Origin of the sequence: Arthrobacter sp. 179, from assembly GCF_052379645.1 — a bacterium.
Lineage (GTDB): Bacteria > Actinomycetota > Actinomycetes > Actinomycetales > Micrococcaceae > Arthrobacter_H.
In genome coordinates this window covers 76,014-96,150 of record NZ_JBQSYU010000009.1, presented here as the reverse complement: position 1 = coordinate 96,150, position 20,137 = coordinate 76,014, and the positions used below count along the sequence as shown (strand labels likewise).

Genomic DNA, 20,137 nt, shown 5'->3' with positions numbered 1-20,137 from the left:
GAGGGGTCTTCTCCCGCTTGAGTCTCCGCTGCAAACGACGCTACAGCACCGGCGGGCGCTGGCCGAGCACATCGGAGCCGACACGGAGGTGTGTCGCCCCGGCGGCCACGGCCTGTTCCAGGTCGTGGCTCATCCCCGCCGAGATCCAGTCCGCGGTGGGGTGGTCGGCCCGCAAGGAGGCGGAGATTCCGGCCAGCCGTTCGAAGGCCGGAGTCGGGTCCTGACCCAACGGGGCCACGGCCATCACCCCGGCCAGGGCCAGACCTTCGGTTTCGGCGACGAGCTCGGCCAGCTGCTGGACCTCTTCGGGTTCCGCGCCGCCGCGTCCGATCCCGCCGTCGTCCCCCGTGCGCTGGTCCGCGGCACGCAGGTCGACTTGGATCACAGTGGCCAGGTCCGCTCGGGGAGCCAGCCCCTCCTCGGCCCGGCGCTCGGTTTCGCGGTGCATGGCCTTGCCCAACGCCCGGGCCAGGGAGGCCCGGTCCAACGAATGCAGGGCCGCTGCGTAACGGACCACCGATTTGGCCTTGTTGCTTTGGAGTTGGCCGATGAAATGCCAGTTCAGGTCCAGCGTCTGGACCTGAACTGCCTTGGCGGAGGCTTCTTGGTCGCGGTTCTCACCGACCTCGCGCACCCCGAGCTCGTGGAGCAGCCGGACGTCGGAGGCGGGAAAGAACTTGGTCACGACCACCAGTTCGGGCTCCTGGTCCCGTCCGGCGGCACGGGTCGCGGTGGTGATGCGTTCGCGGACGGCCGTGAGTCGTTGCTCCAGGCCCTCGCGACGCCGGGCCTCATCCGGGGCCGGGGCGGGGGTGGTGTTCATGTGTTCCTCTCCGACAGCTGGGCCGGCCAGACGATTCCGGCCAGACGGCCGGTGCGTGCATCACGCCGGTAGGAGTAGTAATCCTGGTCCTCGACCGTACACACCCCGGTGGAGGTGACGTCCACGTCCAGACCTGCCAACAGGGTGGCCGCCGCACCCGGCAGGTCCAGTGAAGGAGTACCCCAGGAGGTCCTGGCTTCGATTCCGGGCATCACGGCCGCGGCGTCCGACGCCATGTCGGCAGGAACCTCGTAGCAGGCCCCGCATACCGCAGGACCGATCCACGCATGGATCCGGGCGCCCCCGGCCTCGCGGATAGCCTCGACCGTGTTGGTCAGGATGCCCCCGAGCAGGCCGTTGCGCCCGGCGTGGGCCACCGCGGTGACCAGTCCGCCATCGTCCCGGGCGGCCACGAAGACGACCGGTACGCAATCGGCGACCATGACCGCCAGGGGGATCGAGCCGTCCGGGGACAGCAGGGCGTCGGCCTCGGCGGACCTCTCCCCCACCCCGGCGTCCCGGGCCGGGTCGACCTGCTGGTTCGGGGCCGCCGGACGGGGTTCCACGGTATGGACCGTGACCGAATGCGTCTGGTTCATGAACCGCAGGCTCCCGGGTTCCAGGCCCAGCCGGTCCTCCAGCCTCCGACGTCGTTGAAGGACCTCCGGGGCGTGGTCGCCCACGTGCAAGGCCAGGTTGCCCTCGGCGGTCGAGGTGAAGGCCACCTGCGCCGGCGAAGGGCCGGGGAACTCAAAGCGAAGCAAGACCACCACTCCAAATCAGACAACGGCGCGCCACCCGGAATGGTACCGGGCCACGCGCCGTCGACCCCATCAGGGCCACTGTCGGGGATTACTTCAGGAAGTCGGGGACATCCAGATCGTCATGCGAGGAGGACGAGAGGTCCTGCTCCACGACGTGGGGCAGCTCGTCGTACCCCTGGGAGGCAGCGGGGGCCGCTTCGGGGGCGGAGGCCGCGGACTGGCCGGAGGAGCCGGGCGTCGATTGCGCCGAGGCGGCTCCCTCGGACGGGGCCAGCGGGATGGTGCCCGGGACCGTCGTGGGCGGCGCCTGCTGCGGCACTGCCGGTCCGCTCTGCTGCTGTCGCGGCTGCGCCGGTGCGCTGGTGACATCAACCTGGTCGAACCCCGCCGCAATGACGGTCACGCGGGCCTCGTCACCCAGGGCGTCGTCGATGACGGCACCGAAGATGATGTTGGCTTCCGGGTGGGCGACCTCCTGGACCAGGCGGGCCGCTTCGTTGATCTCGAACAGGCCCAGATCCGAACCGCCCTGGATGGAGAGCAGCACGCCGTGGGCCCCGTCGATGGACGCCTCGAGCAGCGGTGAGGCGATGGCCAGCTCGGCGGCCTGGACCGCACGGTCCTCGCCCCGGGCCGAGCCGATGCCCATGAGGGCGGAACCCGCCCCCTGCATGACCGACTTCACGTCGGCGAAGTCGAGGTTGATCAACCCGGGGGTCGTGATCAGGTCGGTGATGCCCTGGACGCCGGACAGCAGCACCTGGTCGGCGGAACGGAAGGCATCGAGTACCGAGACGTTCCGATCGCTGATGGAGAGCAGCCGGTCGTTCGGGATCACGATCAAGGTATCGACCTCGTCGCGAAGGGCGTCGATGCCGGCCTCGGCGGACGTTGCACGGCGACGGCCCTCGAAGGTGAACGGACGGGTGACGACGCCGATGGTCAGCGCCCCCAACGAACGGGCGATGCGGGCGACGACGGGGGCCCCGCCGGTGCCGGTACCACCGCCTTCGCCGGCGGTCACGAAGACCATGTCGGCGCCGCGCATGACCTCTTCGATTTCCTCGGCATGGTCTTCCGCTGCCTGGCGGCCGACCTCCGGGTTGGCGCCCGCGCCGAGGCCACGGGTCAGTTCGCGCCCCACGTCGAGCTTCACGTCGGCGTCACTCATGAGGAGCGCCTGCGCGTCGGTGTTGATCGCAATGAATTCGACGCCGCGAAGGCCGACCTCGATCATGCGGTTCACGGCGTTGACGCCGCCACCGCCGATTCCGACGACCTTGATGACGGCGAGGTAGTTCTGTGGAGCTGCCACGTCCTGTTTCCCTTGTTCGATGTGCTGCTGAGTCTTAGGAAGCTTCAACCGGACCAACGTTAACCCTCAAGTTGAGGGTTATAGTTATGTCAAGTACCTGCTACTAAGACGCTATGTTTTGCATCCCCGGCATGCAACGACCGCCTAGGCGTGTCGCACCATTACCGTGGGGTGGTTCCTGCCGCATGCCCCGACCCCTACCGGGTGACCGGGTGGTCGGGGGTGCTGACGTCGAAGGTCTTGACGCCCGCCTGCTTCTTGTCCTTCAGGAAGGCCGTGAGGACCCGTGCCTTGTCACCGCTGCGTTCGTCGCTCCCCCACAGGACCTTCTGCCCGGTCGTGAGGGAGAGTTCAACCGAATCGACGGTCTGCGCGCTGGCATGGTCAAGCTTTTTCAACGTCGAGGAAGGCAAGGCCGCCAAAACGCCGGTCAAGGAGGAAAAGACCTCCGGATCCTGCTCCGAGGCCTTCCCGTCGATCAGCGGAAGCTTGACGCCCTTGCGTTTCTTGACGCTGGACAACGTCCTGCCGTCCTCTCCGACCAGGTCGTAGGACTTCGAATCGTTCTCCACGATGGCCACCGGGGCGAACTCGACGATCCGCACCTCGAGGGTCCCGGGGGCATGGGCCTGGACAACGACGTCATGGATGGCTTCCTGATCCGCGAGCAGGTCCTTGACCCGCCCCGGACCGATCCGTGGCAATGGAGTTCCTTCCAATGGTTCCAGCGCCGTGGTGATCGTCTTCGTCGGGACCAGCTTATTGCCCTCCACCGTGATCGTCTGCACGGCCAGCAGGGGCGAATAGAGCAGCACCAGCATCAGGACCACGATCACCGCGACGACGGCCCCGCCGATCCACAGGATGCGTCGACGCAGACGCCGGCCGGGCGATTCGGGCAGGGTGACGACGTTGGGGCCGCCGGAGGATCCCCCGCTCATGCGCCCGATTCCAACCTCGAAACGATCACCGGTCCGAGTTCGGTGACATCCCCGGCGCCGATGGTCATCACGATATCGCCGCTGCGGGCCACCTCGGAGATCCGGGCCGCCACGTCCCCGCGATCGACCAACCCGCCGGCGGTGTTCAACGCATCGGCCACGAGGGATGAATGGACCCCGGGCAACGGTTGTTCACGGGCTGCGTAGATCTCCAGCACCAGGGCCGTATCAGCCAGGGAGAGGGCATCGGCGAACTCCGCCCAGAATTCGCGGGTCCGGCTGAACAGATGCGGTTGGAAGACGACATGGACCTTGCCATGCTCCCCCGCCACGGCACGGCCGGCCCGCAGCGCCGCCAGGACCTCCGTCGGGTGGTGGGCGTAGTCGTCGTAGACGGTGACCCCGTGGGCCCGGCCCCGGAGCTCGAAACGCCGGGCCGCCCCGGTGAAGGCCGCCAGGCCGTCGAGAGCCGTCCCCGGATCCAGCCCGCAGTCCAGTCCGACGGCGAAGGCCGCCGCCGCATTGAGCAGGTTGTGGTCCCCGGGGGCGGAGAGCGAGAGCCGCCCGGATCCGCCACTGCCCCAGTCCAGATCGCAGGCGAAGCGTCCCTCCTCGGGCCGGGAGTTGCTCAGCCGACGGTCCGCGGAGTCGGAGAAACCGTAGGTCTGCACCCGCACCAGAGGACGTTCCGCGCGGAGGCGCCGTGCCAGGGCCAGGGCCCCGGGGTCGTCGGCGCAGGCGATCAGCAATCCGCCGTCGGGCAACAAAGAGGCGAACTGGTGGAAGCTCTCATGCACCGCGGCTTCGGTGCCGTAGTGGTCCAGGTGGTCGGCCTCGATATTGGTCACCACGATGGTATCGGGACGGTAGTTCAGGAACGAAGCGTCGGATTCGTCGGCTTCGGCCACGAAGATCCGCCCCGAGCCATGTTCGGCGTTGACCCCCAACCCCGCGATGTTGGCGCCGATGGCGAAGGACGGTGAGGCTCCTGCCTGGCGCAGCATCACGGCGATGAGCGAGGTGGCCGTCGTCTTGCCGTGGGTGCCGCAGACGGCGACGACATGGTGGGAATCCATCGTGGCCGCCAGCCCCTCGGAGCGGTGCAGGATGCGCATCCCGCGGTCGATGGCGGCATCATATTCGGGATTCCCCGCCTTGATGACCGAGGAGGCGACGACGGTATCGGCCTCCGGCAGCTCCGCGGCGGAGTATCCGACGTGGATCACCGCCCCCAGGGCGCGGAGTTCGTCCAGGACCGGAAGGTCCTTGGCGTCGCTGCCGGTGACGGCGACCCCCTGGGCCAGCATCAGCCGGGCGACGGCGGAGACCCCGACCCCGCCGATCCCCATGAGATGGACCCGGCCGAGCTCGGCCAGCGTATGACGTTGTTGCATGCCTCTAGTGTCCTCTCTTCGGGGCGCGGACGCCCCGCTGCCCGGCGGCCGCGTCGAGCACCCGGCGGGCCATCTGTTCGGCGGCGTCGCGGCGCCCCAGCGCCCGGGCCGCCGCGGACATGGTGTCCAGGCGTCCGGGGTCGGCCAGCAACCCGGGGACGACCCGGGCGACGTAGTCGGCGGTGAACTCGTCATCGGGTTTCACGATGGCGCCCCCCGTGGCCTTCAGGTCGCTGGCATTTTGTGCCTGTTCGCCGTTGCCGATCGGCAGCGGGACCAGGATCGAGGGCAGTCCGACGGCGGCCAGCTCGCAGACCGTGCCGGCTCCGGCCCGGGCAATGATCAGGTCCGCGGCGGCGTAGGCCTGTTCCATCCCGTCCACGTATTCGACCTGGTGGTAGCCGGGCAGCGACAGCGGCTCCCCGTCCTCGTCCACCATGGCCTTGCCGCTGCCGGTGACGTGCAGGACCTGGAATCCCGGGTGTTCGGCGCCGGCGTCCCCGGCCAGGCGGCGGAGACCACCGATGAGGGCCTGGTTCACCGACAGGGCGCCGGAGGATCCGCCGGTGACCACCAGGGTCGGCAGCTGTGGGTCCAGGCCCAGGGCGCTGCGGGCTTCGACCCGGGCCGCGGCGCGGTCCAATCCGGCGATCCGGCGGCTCATGGGCATGCCGACCAGTTCGGCTCCGGGCAGGCCGGTGCCCTCGAACGCGGTGCCCACGGCGGCGGCGAAGCGCGCGCCGACCCGGTTGGCCAGGCCTGCCTTGGCGTTGGCCTCATGCACGACCACCGGGATGTGCAGCCGACGGGCCGCCAGATAAACCGGAGTGCAGACGTAGCCGCCGACCCCGACGACCACGTCGGCCTCGGCCCGGCGCAGGATGTTCTGGGCCCCCCGCACTGCCGCCACGAAACGGAACGGCAGCTTCAGCAGGTCCAGCGAGGGACGGCGTGGCATCGGCACCCGGGCGATGGTCTCCAACTCGTAGCCGGCCGCCGGCACCAGCCGGGTTTCCATCCCCGAGGGGGTTCCGACCAGGCGGATCGCGGGCCGGGGTTCGGCCTCCCGCAGGGCATCGGCAATGGCGAGCAGGGGTGAGACATGGCCGGCGGTTCCTCCGCCGGCCATCACCACCGAGGGGACATGGTTCATGGGTTGGCCTTCCTGGCTTTGCGTGGGGTCCCGCCCGGGGTCGTGGCTTCGGTGGGCAGTTCAGAGCTGGCGTCGGGGCGGGAACGGGCGAAGCACAACACGACGCCGACGGCCATGAGCGAGAGCAGCAGGGCCGAACCACCCGAGGAGATGAAGGGCAGCGGGACGCCGATCACCGGGAGCAACCCGGTGACCATGCCGATGTTCAGGAATGCCTGGCCGATCAGCCAGGCCATGATGCCGCCGGTGGCGATGCGCACGAACCCGTCCTGGTGGCGGGCCGCGACCCGGTACATCGCAATGGCGAGGATCGCGAAGAGCACGACGACGACCAGGGTGCCCAACAGTCCGAGCTCCTCACCGAGGATGGTGAAGATGAAGTCGTTGGAGGCCTCGGGGATGTAGTTCCACTTCTGCCGTGATTGGCCCAGGCCCACACCCCACCAGCCGCCTGAGGCCAGCGCATAGATGCCCTGGGTGGATTGGTAGCAGGCGCCGGGCTGGGTATCGCAGTTCAGCCCCAGCCAGGCATAGATGCGGGTCATGCGGTTGCCGGAGACCATCACCATGACCACGGCCGCGATGGCCCCGAGCACCCCGGCCGCGGCGAACAGCTTCAGCCGGACCCCGCCCAGGAACAACGTGGCCACCAGGACCAGACCGATGACCAGTGCGGTGCCCAGGTCCCGGCCGACCATCACCAGTCCCAGGAGCAGGACGCCCCCGGGGAAGAGGACCGGGATCAAGGCGTGGGACGTCTGGTCGATGAGCTTGGACTTCTTGCTCAGTACGGAGGCCGCCCAGACCGCCAGGGCCAGCTTCGCCGCTTCGGAGGGTTGGAAGGTGAGCGAACCGATCTTGATCCAGTTCTTGTTCCCGTAGATCTCCAGCCCCAGCGGTGTCAGGACCAGCAGGAGCAGGAAGGCGCTGATGAACAGGGCCGGCCACGCCAGCTTCTTGAACGTCGGCAGCGAGAACCGCGAGATGATGAGCATCATCGCGACCCCCACGACGGCCCAGACGCCCTGTTTGATGACCTGGTCGTAGGAGGAGGCATCGGGGTTGCTGCTGATCGCTTCCACGGAGGAGGAGGACAGGACCATCATCAGGCCGATCACGGTCAGGGCCAACGTGCTGCCCAGGATCAGGTAGTACCCGGTCCGTCCGTCCTTATGCGGGTCGCCTTCAACCCAGTTCCAGAAGCGGGCGACCGGCGTTTGGGTGGATTTCTCCCGGGTCCTGCCCCGCGTGGCCGCCGTGTTCTCGCGTCCGGGGGTCCGGGTGATGAGGGCCCGCGACCGGTCGGGGGCCTGGAGGCCCTTCTTCCGCGGGGAGGAGGCCTTCTTCGGGCTGCCGGGGTGGGCGTTGGTGGCCGGGGCCGACTCCTGCGCCCCGGTATCGGCGGTGCCGGATGGACCGGACGCCGGCGGATGTCCCGCTGAGCCTGCGTTGCCCCCGTGGAGGCCCGTCCTGCGGATCCGGGGCTTGCGGCCCGATCCACCGGTGGGGCGTGATGTGGGGGGTTCCACGCATACTCCTTAGTTTTCTTCGTCCTCCATGAGCCGGCCGACCGCTTCGATGAAGGCGTTGCCGCGGTGGGCGTAGGACGTGAACTGGTCCATGGATGCCGCCGCCGGCGCCATGAGCACCGTGTCCCCGGCCTCGGCGATCCGCGCCGCGGCTTGAACAGCCGCTTCCATGACCGACGTTTCGCGTTCCTGCCGATCCGAACCATCTGCTGTCTGTGTACCAGTTTCGCCTACCGGCGCCTCGATCACCTGCACCGTGGGCGCGTGTCGCCGCAATGCCTCCTGCAGCGCGGAGGTGTCGGTTCCGATGAGCACCACGGCTCGGAGTTTGTCGGCGAAGCGCGTCACCAGTTCGGAGTAGTCCACTCCCTTGGACAGCCCTCCGGCGATCCAGACGACCGAGCCGAAGGAGCCCAGCGATGCGGCGGCGGCATGCGGGTTGGTGGCCTTGGAATCGTTGATCCACAGGATGTCGTCCCGACGGGCGACGGCCTGGATGCGGTGGTCCCCGCCTTCATAGGCGTGCAGTCCCCGGCGGACGGCTTCCGGTTCGACCCCGTAGGCGCGGACCAGCGCCGCGGCAGCCAGCGCATTGGCGACCATATGCCGCGGTGCCACTCCCCCGAAGTCCTCCAACGAGGCCAGTTCGGCGGCCGAATCACCGCGCTCGGCGATGTAGGCGCGGTCCACCAACAGATCGTCGACGACCCCCAGCATGCTGCGCGCGGGGACCGAGGTGGTGAAGCCGATGGCCCGGCATCCCTCGACGACATCGGCGTCTTCGACCATTTTCTCGGTGATCGGTGCCTCCACGTTGTACACCGCGGCCACCCGGGTGCGTTCGTAGATCCTGGCTTTATCCGCCTGGTACTGCTCGAAGGAGCCATGCCAGTCCACATGGTCCTGGGCGATGTTCAACACCACCGAGGCCAGCGGCGAGAGGGTGTGGGTGTAGTGCAGTTGGAAACTGGAGAGCTCGACGGCGATCACGTCATACCCCTCGGGGTCGCGGACCGCATCGAGGATGGGCGTGCCGACGTTGCCGGCGGCGACGGCCCGCAGCCCGCCCGCCTGCAGCATGGCCTCGGTCATCCCCACGGTGGTGGTTTTCCCGTTCGTCCCGGTGATGACCAGCCATTCGGCGGTCTTGCGCCCTTCACGGTGGTTCACCCGCCAGGCGAGTTCGACGTCGCCCCAGATCGGCACCGAGGCTTCGGCGGCAGCCCTCAGCAGCGGGTGATGCGGTGGCCAGCCCGGTGAGGCGATGACCAGATCGGCGACCCGGCCGTCGATGGTGGGCAGTCCCTGGGTGTGTTCCGGGCCCAGCAGGACGTCCCGGGCACCGACGATCTTCAAGGTGTCGGCCCGCTGGGCGCTTTCCTCCCCGGCGCCGGTATCGACGACGACGACGGCGGCCCCGAGCTCGATCAGGGTATCGGCGGCGGAGAAGCCGGTGACGCCCAGCCCGGCCACCACGACCCGCAGGCCGCTCCAGTCGGCGTCCCAGCTGGTCAGATCGTCCAAACGCACGTTCACAGTCCCAAAACCCATTCGCCGTAGAAGAGACCCAAGGCAACGGCGACGCACAGTCCGCAGATGATCCAGAAGCGCACGACGACGGTGACTTCGGCCCACCCCTTGAGTTCGAAGTGATGCTGCAGCGGAGCCATCAGGAAGATTCGTCTGCCGCCGGAGAGTTTGAAGAAGCCGACCTGGATGATCACCGACAAGGAGATGATCACGAACAGTCCGGCGAGGATGATCAGCAGGACCTCGGTGCGTGAGAGCAGCGCGAAGGCCGCCACGGCACCACCGATGGCCAGTGAGCCGGTGTCCCCCATGAAGATCTGTGCCGGGGAGGTGTTCCACCACAGGAACCCGATCAGGGCCCCGGAGAGGATCGCCGCGAGCAGGGCCAGATCCATCGGGTCGCGGACTTCGTAACACACCGACCCGATCGAGCGGGAGGATCCACAGGCCTGGTTGAACTGCCAGATGCCCATCAGGGTGTACGCACTGAAGACCATGATCGACGCCCCGGTCGCCAGCCCGTCCAGGCCGTCGGTGAGGTTCACGCCGTTGGTGGCCGCGGTGACGATCACATTCGCCCAGATGATGAAGAGGATGGCCCCGATCAGCGGGCCGAAGAACGCCAGATCCAGGGCGGTGTCGCGCGTGAAGGACAAATGGGTGGAGGCCGGGGTCAGACCCTTGCCGTTGGGGAACTTCAGTGCGAGGATCGCGAAGGCGATCCCCACGATCGCCTGCAACAGCAGTTTCTGCCAGGCCCGGAGCCCGAGGCTGCGCTGCTTGGAGATCTTGATGTAGTCGTCGAGGAACCCGACGAAGCCCATGCCGGCCATCAGGAACAGCAACACCAACCCACTGGCCGAGGGGCCGGGGGCATGGTCGGCGAGCAGGCCCAGGATCCCGTGCGTACCGAAATAGGCGACGAAGACGGCCGCGACGATGACGGCACCGCCCATGGTCGGCGTCCCGCGCTTGGTGTGGTGCGAGGTCGGACCGTCGTCCCGGACGAACTGGCCATAGCTGCGCTTGGTCAGGACCTTGATGAAGACCGGGGTTCCGGCAAAGGACAGGACCAGGGCGATGGCTGCGCCCATGATGAGGGAGATCACCGGGGATCCTCCGTTTCGAGCGCGCTGGTGGCACCGTTCGAGCAGGTAGTGGAAGCCACCCTGTCGCCCAGGTGGCGTAGACCTGCGGAGTTGGAGGACTTGAACAAGACGATGTCTCCGGGTTCCAGCTGGTCAGCCAACAATGCCTCGGCGTCGTCCGGGGTCTCGACGTAGTACGCCTCGTCTCCCCAACTGCCTTCGAGCACTGCCGAGTTGAAGGCGGCCTTGGCTCCTTGGCCGACCACCACCAGCTTCTTGATGTTGAGCCGGACCGCGAGGCGGCCGACCAGGTCGTGTTCGTGGATTGATTCGGGGCCGAGTTCGAGCATCTCGCCCAGGACTGCCCAGGTGCGGCGGGCGACTCCCGCCTCCGAGGGCAGACCGAGTTCGGCCAGCGTCCGCAGTGCGGCACGCATCGATTCGGGATTCGCGTTGTAGGCGTCGTTGACGATGCTCACGCCGTCGGCACGGTCGGTGCGTTCCATGCGCCACCGGCTCGCCGGCCCCCGGTCCTGCAGGGTCGCGGCGATCGTGGAGCCGTCGATGCCCACGCTGTACGCGGCGGCCGCGGCGGCCAGCAGGTTTGAGACGTGGTGCCGTCCGATGAGTCCGCTACGGATCCGGTGGCTTCCACCGTCGGGCAGGTCGAGCGTGAATTCGGGGTAGCCGCCCTCGGCGACCACGATGTCGGTGGCCATGACCGGGGCCCGGTTCCCGCCGTCGTCCATGGCGAATCCGAGGATCTCGGCGTCGGTGCGTGTCGCCATGGCGGCGACCCGCGGGTCGTCGAGGTTCAGGATGGCGGTGCCGTTGCCAGGCAGTGCCTCGACCAATTCGCCCTTGGCCCGGGCGATGTTCTCCACTCCGCCGAATTCGCCGGCGTGGGCGGTGCCCACACACAGCACGACGCCGGTGTCCGGGTGGACCATGTCGGTCAGGTAGGTGATGTGGCCGATGCCGGTGGCACCCATTTCGATGACCAGGTACCGGGTCTCGGCCGTGGCATTGAAGACGGTCAGAGGGACGCCGACTTCGCCGTTGTAGGAACCGATGGGAGCCACCGTGGGCCCCGAGGTCTGCAGGATCGATGCGAGCAGGTCCTTGGTGGTGGTCTTCCCGGCGGAACCGGTGATGCCGATGACCCGGGTCCCGCCGGCCCGCAGCCGCTCCACGAGATGGGCCGCCAGCGCGCCCATGGCGATGACCGCATCGTCGACGATGACCGCCGGGTGCACGGCCCCTGCCGTATCCAGTGTCTCGTGCTCGGCCAGGGCCAGGATGGCGCCTGCGGCGAAGGCCCGGTCGATGAAGTGGTGGCCGTCCGATACCTCGCCGGGTTTGGCGACGAAAAGGGTCCCGGTGGCGCACTCCCGTGAGTCGGTGGCGACACCGCTGACGGTGGTTCCGGGATCGGCGGTGGCCGTGATGCGCCCACCGGTAATGGACGCAATGTCGGCTGTGTTCAGTTCAATCATGGCTCTTTGACTTTACCCGTTGGCCGCCGAGTCGGTGGAACCGTCCTCGGCGGGGCGCGGGCTATGCCCTGCGGCGAGCAATGCCTGACGCAGTTCCACCCGGTCGTCCAGGGCCACGTTCACGCCGTTGACTTCCTGCCAGACCTCATGCCCGCGCCCTGCCACCAGGATGGTGTCCCCGGCCCGCGCCATCGCCACTGCGGCCACGATCGCGTCCGCCCGCGGGAAGATCTCGGCGGCCTGGCTCCCCAGTCCCTCGGCTTCGATGGCCTCCAACGCCCCGGTCAGGACATCCCGGCGGATCCCTCCGGCTTCCTCGTTGTGGGGATCATCATCCGTGATGATCACGACATCGGCGTGTCGGGCTGCGACGGCCCCCATGGTGGGGCGTTTGGTGGCGTCCCGGTCCCCCGTGGCCCCGAAGACGACGATGACCCGTGAGTCCGGATGTTGTCCCCGCACGCCTTCGATGGCCCGTTCGAGCGCGTCTGAATTATGGGCGAAATCGACGACGGCTGCCGGGGAATCACAGATGACCTGCATCCGGCCCGGCACCGCGACGGTCAGGGGGTCGGAGGCGTCCAGGACCCGTTGGAGGTCTTCCAGGGCGATGCCTGCGACATGGACCATCAGCAGGGCCAGGGCGGCGTTGGAGACATTGAAGAGCCCGGGCAGGCCCGTGTGGGCGCGCAACCGTTCCCCGTCGGGACCGTGAATTTCGAATTCATGACCGAGACCGTGCTGGGCGATGCCCTGGACGCTCCACGCCCGACCGGGCAGCTGCTCGTCGGCTCCTGCCCCATCACGGGGAACGGTCCGCAGGGTGGACACCTCGGCGGTGCTGGAGCGCGCCATGCGACGACCCCAGGCATCGTCCACCGTGATGACCGCACGGGCACTCCGCTCGGCGGCGAAGAGCCGGGACTTGGCCTCGAAATAGGCCTCCATGCTGCCATGCAGGTCCAGGTGGTCCTGGGTGAGGTTGGTGAAGCCCGCGACCCCGAAGGCCATGCCTCCGACTCGTTCATAGTCGATGGAATGGGAGGAGACCTCCATCGCGACCGTGTCCACCCCGGCCGCCCGCATCCGGGCCAACAACGCATGCAGTTGCGGGGCTTCCGGTGTGGTCAGCACGCTGGGGATCCGTGTTCCGTCGGCGAGGATCTCAATGGTCCCGATCAGCCCGGTCCGCTGGCCCAGCGCCCGCAACAGCGAGGTGATGAAGTACGTCGTCGTGGTCTTGCCGTTGGTTCCGGTGACACCGATCAGGCCGAGCCCGGGCTCCTCCGAGCCGTACAGGATGGCGGCCACGGGTCCCACGGAGGCCCGCACGGAGTCCACCACCAGCACCGGTAGGCCGGTGGCCGCCGCCCGTTCTTCACCGCTTTCGTCGGCGAGGATCGCCCCGGCTCCGGAATTGGCGGCTGCGGTGCAGTAGTCGGCACCATGGCTTCGTGCCCCGGGAACCGCTGCGTAGAGGTCCCCGGCCAGCACGGCTCGTGAATCGAGGCATACCCCCTGGACCACCGTGCCGCCGTCACCCCGGAGCCGAGGCGTGATGCCGTGCTCGGCCAGGCGACCGGCCAGCTCGTTCAGGGTCAGACGAGGAGCCTGGTCGGGACGGAACGCACGTTCGGCGTCCTGGGGGGTGGGGGGCACTGTGTTCACCATGCGTATTTCTGCTTCTTTCCGACGAAGACCTTATAGGGATCGGGCTTATCGGTGGTGGGTGGGACGTTGTAGCTGTTGAGGGTCTGGGACATGATCGAGGTGAACGTGTCGCCCACACTGAAGCTCTCCCAATTGCCCTTGGGCCGCTGCATCGTCACGACGACCAGGTACTTCGGGTCGTCGATCGGCGCCATCCCGGCGAAGGAGCTGGTGTAGCCGTCGAGTTTGCCCGTCGGACCGGCGGCCTGACCGGTTCCGGTCTTGCCCCCGACGCGGTATCCATCGATGTCCATGTCATACCCCGTGCCGTCGGTCACCACGGTCTCCATCATCCGCCGCATTTCCTTGGAGGTCTTCTTGGAGATGACCCGCTTGCTCTTGACCTCCTTGCGCTCGTGTTCGGTCCCGTCCGGATCCGTGTAGGACTCGATGAGCGAGGGCTCGATCTGGACCCCCTGGTTGGCGATCGCCTGGAAGATGCGGGCCGTGTGCAGGGAGGTCAGGCTGTAGCCCTGGCCGAACATGGTCGTGTACTGCTGGCGGCGGTCCCAGCGCTCCGGGGGAACGAAGATGCCCTTGTTGACCGGAACCCCGATGTCGAAGCCCTGGCCGATGCCGAACTTCTTCATCCATTCGTAGCGTTGTTCGTTGCTGAGCTTGCTGCCGACCATCGTGGTGCCGGTGTTGTAGGAGCGCGCGAAGATCCCCGCCGTGGTCATGTCCAGGGTCTCGTGCTTCATCGAGTCGTGGATGGTTTCCTTGCCGATGGTGTATTCGTTCGGGACGGTGAAGTGGTCCTTGGGCTTCACCACGCCTTCCTCCAAGGCGGCCGCGAAAGTGGCGGCCTTGCCGGTCGAGCCGGGTTCGTAGGCCTGCGACACCGTGGTTGAACGACGGAACTTGGCGTCCGTGGCTCCCGGGTCCGCCGGATCCACCGTCGTCGAATCCGCCAGGGCCCGGATCTTGCCGGTGTCCACCTCGACGACCACCGCGTTGACCCATTCGGCGTTGAACTGCTTCTGCTTGGCCATCACCGCTTCCTGGGCGGCCCACTGGATATCGCTGTTGATCGTGAGTTTGAGGTCCTGGCCATCGACCGCCGGCTTTTCCTTGAGCGTCGCCATCGGAATCCTGACCCCATCGGCGGCGATCTCGAAGGTCTTGGTCCCCGCTTCACCGGCCAATGCTTTGTTCTGGCTCAATTCCAAGCCCTCGGCCCCGGTCTGGGAGGTCCCGTCCTCGCTGGACCGCAGAAAACCCAATACCGAGCCGGCGACGGTGCCGTTGGGGTATTCACGTTCGAAGCGTTCCTGGCTGGTGATCCATGGCAGCCCGATCTTCAGGACCTTGTTGCGGGTTTCGGGGGTCACCCCTTTGGCCACGACGGAGTAGCCCTTCTTCTTGGCCCCCTCATCGCCGATGATGGAGGTCTTCAGCGTGTCCTGATCGATGTCCAGGGTGGCCGCGAGTTCCTTGACGGCGTCTTCGGTCTGCACGACGTCCCGGCCGCCGTCACCGTCCTTGCGCTTGAACGAGTCCTTAACCTGGCGCTGGTCGACCACCAGGTCGTAGCGTTCAAAGCTGGCAGCCAGGATCTTCCCGGATGAGTCCAGGATCTTGCCACGCACCGGCTGCTGGTCCGTTTCGCGGATCCGCTGGCCGGTGGCCGCCTCCGCAGCAGCCGACGGATCGAGCCCCTGCACCAGGAAGAGCCGTCCGCCGAGCAGGACCAGCATGACCATGGCAAGGGCCAGGCCCGTCCGCAGACGGCGCGGCTCGGTGTGCTTTGATTTCCTGGCGGGCGGCCTGGCCATAGTTCATTCCTTGGGTTGCTGATCGGTTCTTCTCGAGGTCCGTACCGAACAGGACTCGCTGCCCTACTGTCCGGAACCCTGCTGCGCCGGAGCCGGGATGGTTCCGCCGTTCAGGTCCTCGCTCGAAGCTTCGTCGGTCTTCTTTTGTGTCTTGCTCTCGGCCTCCGAGGCGCCGTCGGTGACTGCCTTGCCCTCGGGGGCGATGTTGCTTTGCTGCTCCGCGGCTTCGGACTTCGTGTCCGCCACCGTCTGTTTCTTGGCCTGGTCTTCAGGGACCGCCGGTGTCGGTACATGGGCGGAAGGAAGCTTTCCCTTTTCCGCGGCCGTGGACTTTCCGGCGATCTTCTGGGTGTCCAGATTGATCGAAGCCACCGTTCCCGGGGTGACCATACCCAATTCTGCCGCCTTGACTGCCACATTCTGGGGAGCTTGAAGGTTTTGGAGCTCCTGTGTCAGCGCTTCGTTCTGCTGGCTGAGGGCCTGTTCCTGGCCGCGGAGGCTCACGATGTCGTACTGGGAGTTGGCCACATTGACGTTGATGACCAGGACCCCGACCAGCGCCGCCAGCAACAAAGCGAAGCAGAACACGGCGAATCCGGCGCGTCGGCTGCGTTTCGTGGCCGGGACCAGGGACAGCGGTGTGCGCGGCTTGGGTTCGGAACGAGGAAGGGGCGTCGGAGCCAGTGCGCGGGCGTTGGCACCGACGGTGCTGCCTGCGGTGCTCTGCCGTGCGTGAACTGCACGCGTCTGGGTTGCGGTGCTCATGTTCAGCTCCTCTTCAGGATTCGTTCCACCGCGCGGAGCTTGGCTGATGCCGCGCGGGGGTTTTCGTCGATTTCGATGTCATTCGGCTTCTCGGTTCCCTTGGTCAGACTCCGGAAGCGGGCCTTGTGCTCCTCCAGCTCGACCGGGAACCCGAGGGGGGCCGAGGACTTGGAGGCCGCGGCGAAGTGCTTCTTGGCCAGCTTGTCCTCGAGCGAGTGGTAGCTCATCACCACCACCCGGCCCCCGATGTTCAGCACGTCCATCGAGGCCGGTAGCGCCCGGTCCAGCACATCGAGTTCTTCGTTGACCTCGATACGCAGGGCCTGGAAGGTCCTTTTGGCGGGGTGTCCCCCGGTGCGGGCGGCCCCGGCCGGCACGACGCTGCGGATGCTCTCCACCAACTGGCCGGTGGTTTCGAAGGGGCGCATCCCCCGGTCCCGGACGATGGCCGACGCGATCCGACCGGCGAACTTCTCCTCACCCCAGGTGCGGATCAGGCGGACGAGATCCGATTCGGAATAGTCGTTGACCACATCGGCGGCCGTCGGTCCGGTCGAGGTGTCCATGCGCATGTCCAGTGGGGCATCGAAGGAATAGGCGAAGCCGCGTTCGCGCTCATCGAGCTGCAGCGAGGAAACCCCCAGGTCGAACAACACGCCATCGACGCCGTCGAAGCCCAGGTCCTCGACCACATCATCGATTTCGTCGTAGACCGCGTGGACCAGATCGGTCCGGTGGGAGAACGGCGCCAACCGCTCCCCCGCCAAGGCCAGTGCCTGCTCGTCGCGATCCAGCCCGATCAGGTGAAGCTGGTCGAAACGACGCAACAGCGCCTCGGAGTGCCCGCCCATGCCGAGCGTGCAATCAACGACGACGGCCCGTTCGCGCTGGTCGATCCCTGCCTGGATCGACGGCGCCAACAGCCCTACACAACGTTCGAGCAGCACCGGTACGTGCCGCTCGGATGTGGGACGGGGTGTGATGTCGTCGGTCATGCCCTGTCCCCTTTCAGCGTGTCACAGCTTGCAATCGTGGTGTAGGGATTGGGCCAGATCCCCCTCCGCTCCGATCCTCATCGGCCTGGCTCCGGGGAAGTGGAGCCAGGATGATGCTGACGGGCGGCTGGAGATCTGGTCCAACCCCACCGAGCGCTTCCAGCGGTTGCTAGAAAATGCCCGGCAGTACTTCTTCATCTGTCTCGGAGAACGTGCTCTCCTGTTCTTCGAGGTATTCGTTCCAAGCCTGGGTATCCCAGATCTCGGCCCGGGACCCCGCACCGATGACGGTGACCTCACGGTCCAGTCCGGCGTAGGCGCGCAGTGCCCCCGGGATGGTGACCCTGCCCTGCTTATCCGGCATCTCGTCAGAGGCGCCGGAGAGGAAAACGCGGATGTAATCCCGCGCCTGCCGCGAGGACAACGGTGCCTGACGCATCTGCTCATGCACGTTCTCGAATTCCCGCTGGCTGAAGACGTAGACGCAGCGTTCCTGCCCCCGGGTCAGAACCAGCCCGTTCGCCAGTTCATCGCGGTATTTGGCAGGAAGGATGATGCGCCCCTTTTCGTCAAGACGCGGCGTGTACGTCCCGAGGAACATACGCACCGCCTTCCCGTCATCAAGGAGCTACGTTCACCCCGTCATCCCCCATCACCTCTACAGTCCCCCACTTTACTCCACAAAGCCCCACTGTCAACGACAGACGGTAGTTTTACCACCAATAGGGCAAATTCTTTTCCTTGCAATCAGAGGGAAGCAGGCCCGTGGTGAGGAGTGGAGGGAATTTGGTATACAAGAGCGCGCCGGACGGGAAAAAGCCCGAAAAGATGCGCAATCACGGGCTGTGCGCCCTCGCCGGGATCCTGGTGGGGCAAAGTGGAGGAACCCGGTGGCGGGAAGTGGAGGACGGCGCGGAGGGCCACCGGAGGGGATGGGCCCGCGGGGGTGTGGCGTTCACCACGAGGTCGTGGCGCCCTGAGGGCACAAAAAAAGAGCGCCGGCCGTGATGGCCTGCGCCCTGCGGTGGCTAGGGTCCTTCTTCGGGCCTGGTGGCCAGGCCCGACGACTAGTTAGTGATCGTTAGTGCTCGTCCCGATGACGGGCTTCCCATTTGGATTCAAGATCCGCCATGAATGAGCTCTTCTGCGGTCCTGACCTGGTTTTGCCCTTGCCGACCTTGCCGAAGGCATTCTTCGAAAAAGCGACATAGACCCCGATGCACATCAGCGCGAAGCCCAGGACACCGACCGGGATCCATTGGCTGGAGACACCCAGCAACAGAGCGATGATGCCCACGACTCCGATGATGGCGCCGATGGCGATGTTCCGCGTGGAATAGCCGCCGGGTGCGGCGTTTGACTTCATCGAGGAGGCAAACTTGTGATCCTCGTGCAGTTGCTTTTCCAGCTGCTCGAGCAAGTGCTGCTCGTGTTCGGAAAGTGGCATGATCCCTTCCCCAATCCCTCGTGTCCGTCGGTCTCCGTCCGGAGAACCCCTATATATAAGTCAACGGTTCCCGCAACTGCATTGTTCCCGCTGCCGCAAGTACGTCCAATTACTTTTTCGCTACCTGTGGTCCGTCAAGGATAGTCTGCATTTCCACCACCGGGAAGTCGAGTTATGTTTCCTCCTCGGGTGGGTTCTCCGGTGGGCGCATCAGGGTCGCCGGCTGCAGCGATCCGGCGGGGAACCTCTGCCGGATGCGATCCATGGTTTCCTCGGCCTGACGCCAGTTTCCGTCGCTCCGTTCGAAGCTCAATTGGATGCCGCCGTCGGCATCGGAAAGTTGTTCCACCCGGATGCCGATGAGACGAACCCCTTGCGGTCGTTCTCCGATCCCGGCCAGCAGTCCTTCCGCAGCCGCCAGCAGTACCTGCGCGGAATTCGTGGGCTGCACCAGTCGACGGCTCCGAGACATGGTGGTGAAGTCCGAGTACCTGAGTTTCAGGGCCACTGTCTGGCCCTGGCGCTCCGCCTCGCGGAGTCTTTGGGCCACGCGGTACGCCAGGCGCAGCAGTTCCCGCTTCAGCGGCGCCTCTTCATGGACGTCGACGGCGAAGGTTTCCTCGGCACCGATGCTCTTCTCCACCCTGACCGGTTCCACCGCACGGTCGTCCCTGCCCCAGGCGAGGGCATGGAGGTGGAGGCCATTGGAACCAAGCAGCCGTTCCAGCGTGGCCAGCGGGGTCTGGGCCAGTTCGCTCACCATCGAGATCCCGGCCCGGGCCAACACCTCCTTTGTCTTGGCCCCCACGCCCCACAGGGCTTCGACGGGAAGGGTGTGCAGGTAGGCGACCGTGTCCTCGGGAGCGATGCGGAGCAATCCGTCGGGCTTGGAACGGGTCGAGGCCACCTTCGCCACGTATTTGTTCCTGGCGATCCCCACGCTGGCCGGAAGGCCCAGTTCAGCGCGGAACCTGGCCCGGATCATGCGCCCGATCTCCAGTGGTTCACCCAGTCGACGCAAGCTGCCCGTGACGTCGAGGAAGGCCTCGTCCACGCTCACTTGTTCCACCAGGGGGGTGATCTCGGCGAAGACCGACATGATGCGTTCAGAAATGAGGCGATAGGAAGCCATGTTCGGCTCGATGACCGTGGCCTTCGGTGCCATCCGCATCGCCGTGCCCATCGGCATCGCGGACCGGACGCCCAGGCGACGGCACTCATAGGATGCGGAAAGCACCACCGAACGCCCCCCGGGGTTTCCCACGATGACCTGGCGCCCCTTCAATTCCGGCCGCGTCAGGAGCTCGACGGAGACATAGAAGGCATCCATGTCCACATGGAAGACCGTGCGCGGCGTGGGGGCTTCGACCATGTCACCAATTCTACGTAACTGCTCCGACAGATAGAATGGG

General features: G+C 66.7%; 17 protein-coding genes. All 17 read right to left on the bottom strand.

Features of this window, described 5'->3' with window-relative positions:
• Nucleotides 1-40 precede the first annotated feature (40 nt).
• A complete protein-coding gene (locus ACT3UE_RS07840; protein WP_444554410.1) occupies nt 41-823 on the bottom strand; it encodes a YggS family pyridoxal phosphate-dependent enzyme in 783 nt (260 codons plus the stop codon).
• Nucleotides 820-1,593, bottom strand: coding sequence for a polyphenol oxidase family protein (locus ACT3UE_RS07835; RefSeq protein ID WP_444554409.1), 774 nt, complete (start codon nt 1,591-1,593; stop codon nt 820-822). The genes ACT3UE_RS07840 and ACT3UE_RS07835 overlap by 4 nt, the downstream gene beginning before the upstream one ends.
• A gap of 82 nt (nt 1,594-1,675) precedes the next feature.
• On the bottom strand, nt 1,676-2,902 hold the full coding sequence (gene ftsZ / locus ACT3UE_RS07830) for a cell division protein FtsZ (RefSeq protein ID WP_444561497.1): 1,227 nt from the start codon (nt 2,900-2,902) through the stop codon (nt 1,676-1,678).
• A gap of 197 nt (nt 2,903-3,099) precedes the next feature.
• Complete coding sequence (locus tag ACT3UE_RS07825; RefSeq protein WP_444554407.1) at nt 3,100-3,843, bottom strand: FtsQ-type POTRA domain-containing protein; 744 nt, start codon at nt 3,841-3,843, stop codon at nt 3,100-3,102.
• Nucleotides 3,840-5,237 (bottom strand): UDP-N-acetylmuramate--L-alanine ligase, encoded by a 1,398-nt coding sequence (gene murC / locus ACT3UE_RS07820; protein ID WP_444561495.1) that lies wholly within the window; start codon nt 5,235-5,237, stop codon nt 3,840-3,842. Before murC ends, ACT3UE_RS07825 begins: the two co-directional genes overlap by 4 nt.
• A 4-nt stretch (nt 5,238-5,241) precedes the next feature.
• Nucleotides 5,242-6,390, bottom strand: a complete 1,149-nt coding sequence (gene murG, locus ACT3UE_RS07815; RefSeq protein WP_444554405.1) for an undecaprenyldiphospho-muramoylpentapeptide beta-N-acetylglucosaminyltransferase — start codon at nt 6,388-6,390, stop codon at nt 5,242-5,244.
• The gene (gene ftsW / locus ACT3UE_RS07810) at nt 6,387-7,919 is read right to left on the bottom strand and encodes a putative lipid II flippase FtsW (RefSeq protein WP_444566503.1); all 1,533 of its coding nucleotides are present in this window, start codon (nt 7,917-7,919) and stop codon (nt 6,387-6,389) included. The genes murG and ftsW overlap by 4 nt, the downstream gene beginning before the upstream one ends.
• 9 nt (nt 7,920-7,928) lie before the next feature.
• Nucleotides 7,929-9,470, bottom strand: a complete 1,542-nt coding sequence (murD, locus tag ACT3UE_RS07805) for a UDP-N-acetylmuramoyl-L-alanine--D-glutamate ligase (protein ID WP_444561494.1) — start codon at nt 9,468-9,470, stop codon at nt 7,929-7,931.
• Nucleotides 9,452-10,558 (bottom strand): phospho-N-acetylmuramoyl-pentapeptide-transferase, encoded by a 1,107-nt coding sequence (gene mraY, locus ACT3UE_RS07800; RefSeq protein WP_444554402.1) that lies wholly within the window; start codon nt 10,556-10,558, stop codon nt 9,452-9,454. The genes murD and mraY overlap by 19 nt, the downstream gene beginning before the upstream one ends.
• Nucleotides 10,555-12,033: a UDP-N-acetylmuramoyl-tripeptide--D-alanyl-D-alanine ligase gene (locus ACT3UE_RS07795; protein ID WP_444554401.1), complete on the bottom strand. Its 1,479-nt coding sequence runs from the start codon at nt 12,031-12,033 to the stop codon at nt 10,555-10,557. The genes mraY and ACT3UE_RS07795 overlap by 4 nt, the downstream gene beginning before the upstream one ends.
• Nucleotides 12,034-12,045: 12 nt before the next feature.
• The gene (locus ACT3UE_RS07790) at nt 12,046-13,704 is read right to left on the bottom strand and encodes a UDP-N-acetylmuramoyl-L-alanyl-D-glutamate--2,6-diaminopimelate ligase (protein WP_444566502.1); all 1,659 of its coding nucleotides are present in this window, start codon (nt 13,702-13,704) and stop codon (nt 12,046-12,048) included.
• Entirely contained in the window at nt 13,698-15,518 is a 1,821-nt protein-coding gene (locus ACT3UE_RS07785; RefSeq protein ID WP_444554399.1) for a peptidoglycan D,D-transpeptidase FtsI family protein, read from the bottom strand. Before ACT3UE_RS07785 ends, ACT3UE_RS07790 begins: the two co-directional genes overlap by 7 nt.
• Before the next feature lie 63 nt (nt 15,519-15,581).
• Complete coding sequence (locus ACT3UE_RS07780) at nt 15,582-16,283, bottom strand: hypothetical protein (RefSeq protein WP_444561492.1); 702 nt, start codon at nt 16,281-16,283, stop codon at nt 15,582-15,584.
• A 2-nt stretch (nt 16,284-16,285) separates the two neighbouring features.
• Nucleotides 16,286-17,278, bottom strand: coding sequence for a 16S rRNA (cytosine(1402)-N(4))-methyltransferase RsmH (rsmH, locus tag ACT3UE_RS07775; protein ID WP_444554397.1), 993 nt, complete (start codon nt 17,276-17,278; stop codon nt 16,286-16,288).
• A gap of 169 nt (nt 17,279-17,447) precedes the next feature.
• Entirely contained in the window at nt 17,448-17,879 is a 432-nt protein-coding gene (gene mraZ, locus ACT3UE_RS07770) for a division/cell wall cluster transcriptional repressor MraZ (protein ID WP_444554396.1), read from the bottom strand.
• Between the two features lie 480 nt (nt 17,880-18,359).
• The gene (locus tag ACT3UE_RS07765) at nt 18,360-18,725 is read right to left on the bottom strand and encodes a DUF3040 domain-containing protein (protein WP_444561491.1); all 366 of its coding nucleotides are present in this window, start codon (nt 18,723-18,725) and stop codon (nt 18,360-18,362) included.
• Between the two features lie 172 nt (nt 18,726-18,897).
• On the bottom strand, nt 18,898-20,097 hold the full coding sequence (gene dinB / locus ACT3UE_RS07760) for a DNA polymerase IV (protein WP_444554394.1): 1,200 nt from the start codon (nt 20,095-20,097) through the stop codon (nt 18,898-18,900).
• Between the last annotated feature and the right edge of the window lie 40 nt (nt 20,098-20,137).

Coding starts and splice junctions, on each gene's coding strand:
- ACT3UE_RS07840 (WP_444554410.1), bottom strand. CDS start 823: ATGAACACCACCCCCGCCCCGGCCCCGGATGAGGCCCGGCGTCGCGAG.
- ACT3UE_RS07825 (WP_444554407.1), bottom strand. CDS start 3,843: ATGAGCGGGGGATCCTCCGGCGGCCCCAACGTCGTCACCCTGCCCGAA.
- murC (WP_444561495.1), bottom strand. CDS start 5,237: ATGCAACAACGTCATACGCTGGCCGAGCTCGGCCGGGTCCATCTCATG.
- murG (WP_444554405.1), bottom strand. CDS start 6,390: ATGAACCATGTCCCCTCGGTGGTGATGGCCGGCGGAGGAACCGCCGGC.
- murD (WP_444561494.1), bottom strand. CDS start 9,470: ATGGGTTTTGGGACTGTGAACGTGCGTTTGGACGATCTGACCAGCTGG.
- ACT3UE_RS07795 (WP_444554401.1), bottom strand. CDS start 12,033: ATGATTGAACTGAACACAGCCGACATTGCGTCCATTACCGGTGGGCGC.
- ACT3UE_RS07790 (WP_444566502.1), bottom strand. CDS start 13,704: ATGGTGAACACAGTGCCCCCCACCCCCCAGGACGCCGAACGTGCGTTC.
- ACT3UE_RS07785 (WP_444554399.1), bottom strand. CDS start 15,518: ATGGCCAGGCCGCCCGCCAGGAAATCAAAGCACACCGAGCCGCGCCGT.
- ACT3UE_RS07780 (WP_444561492.1), bottom strand. CDS start 16,283: ATGAGCACCGCAACCCAGACGCGTGCAGTTCACGCACGGCAGAGCACC.
- rsmH (WP_444554397.1), bottom strand. CDS start 17,278: ATGACCGACGACATCACACCCCGTCCCACATCCGAGCGGCACGTACCG.
- mraZ (WP_444554396.1), bottom strand. CDS start 17,879: ATGTTCCTCGGGACGTACACGCCGCGTCTTGACGAAAAGGGGCGCATC.
- ACT3UE_RS07765 (WP_444561491.1), bottom strand. CDS start 18,725: ATGCCACTTTCCGAACACGAGCAGCACTTGCTCGAGCAGCTGGAAAAG.
- dinB (WP_444554394.1), bottom strand. CDS start 20,097: ATGGTCGAAGCCCCCACGCCGCGCACGGTCTTCCATGTGGACATGGAT.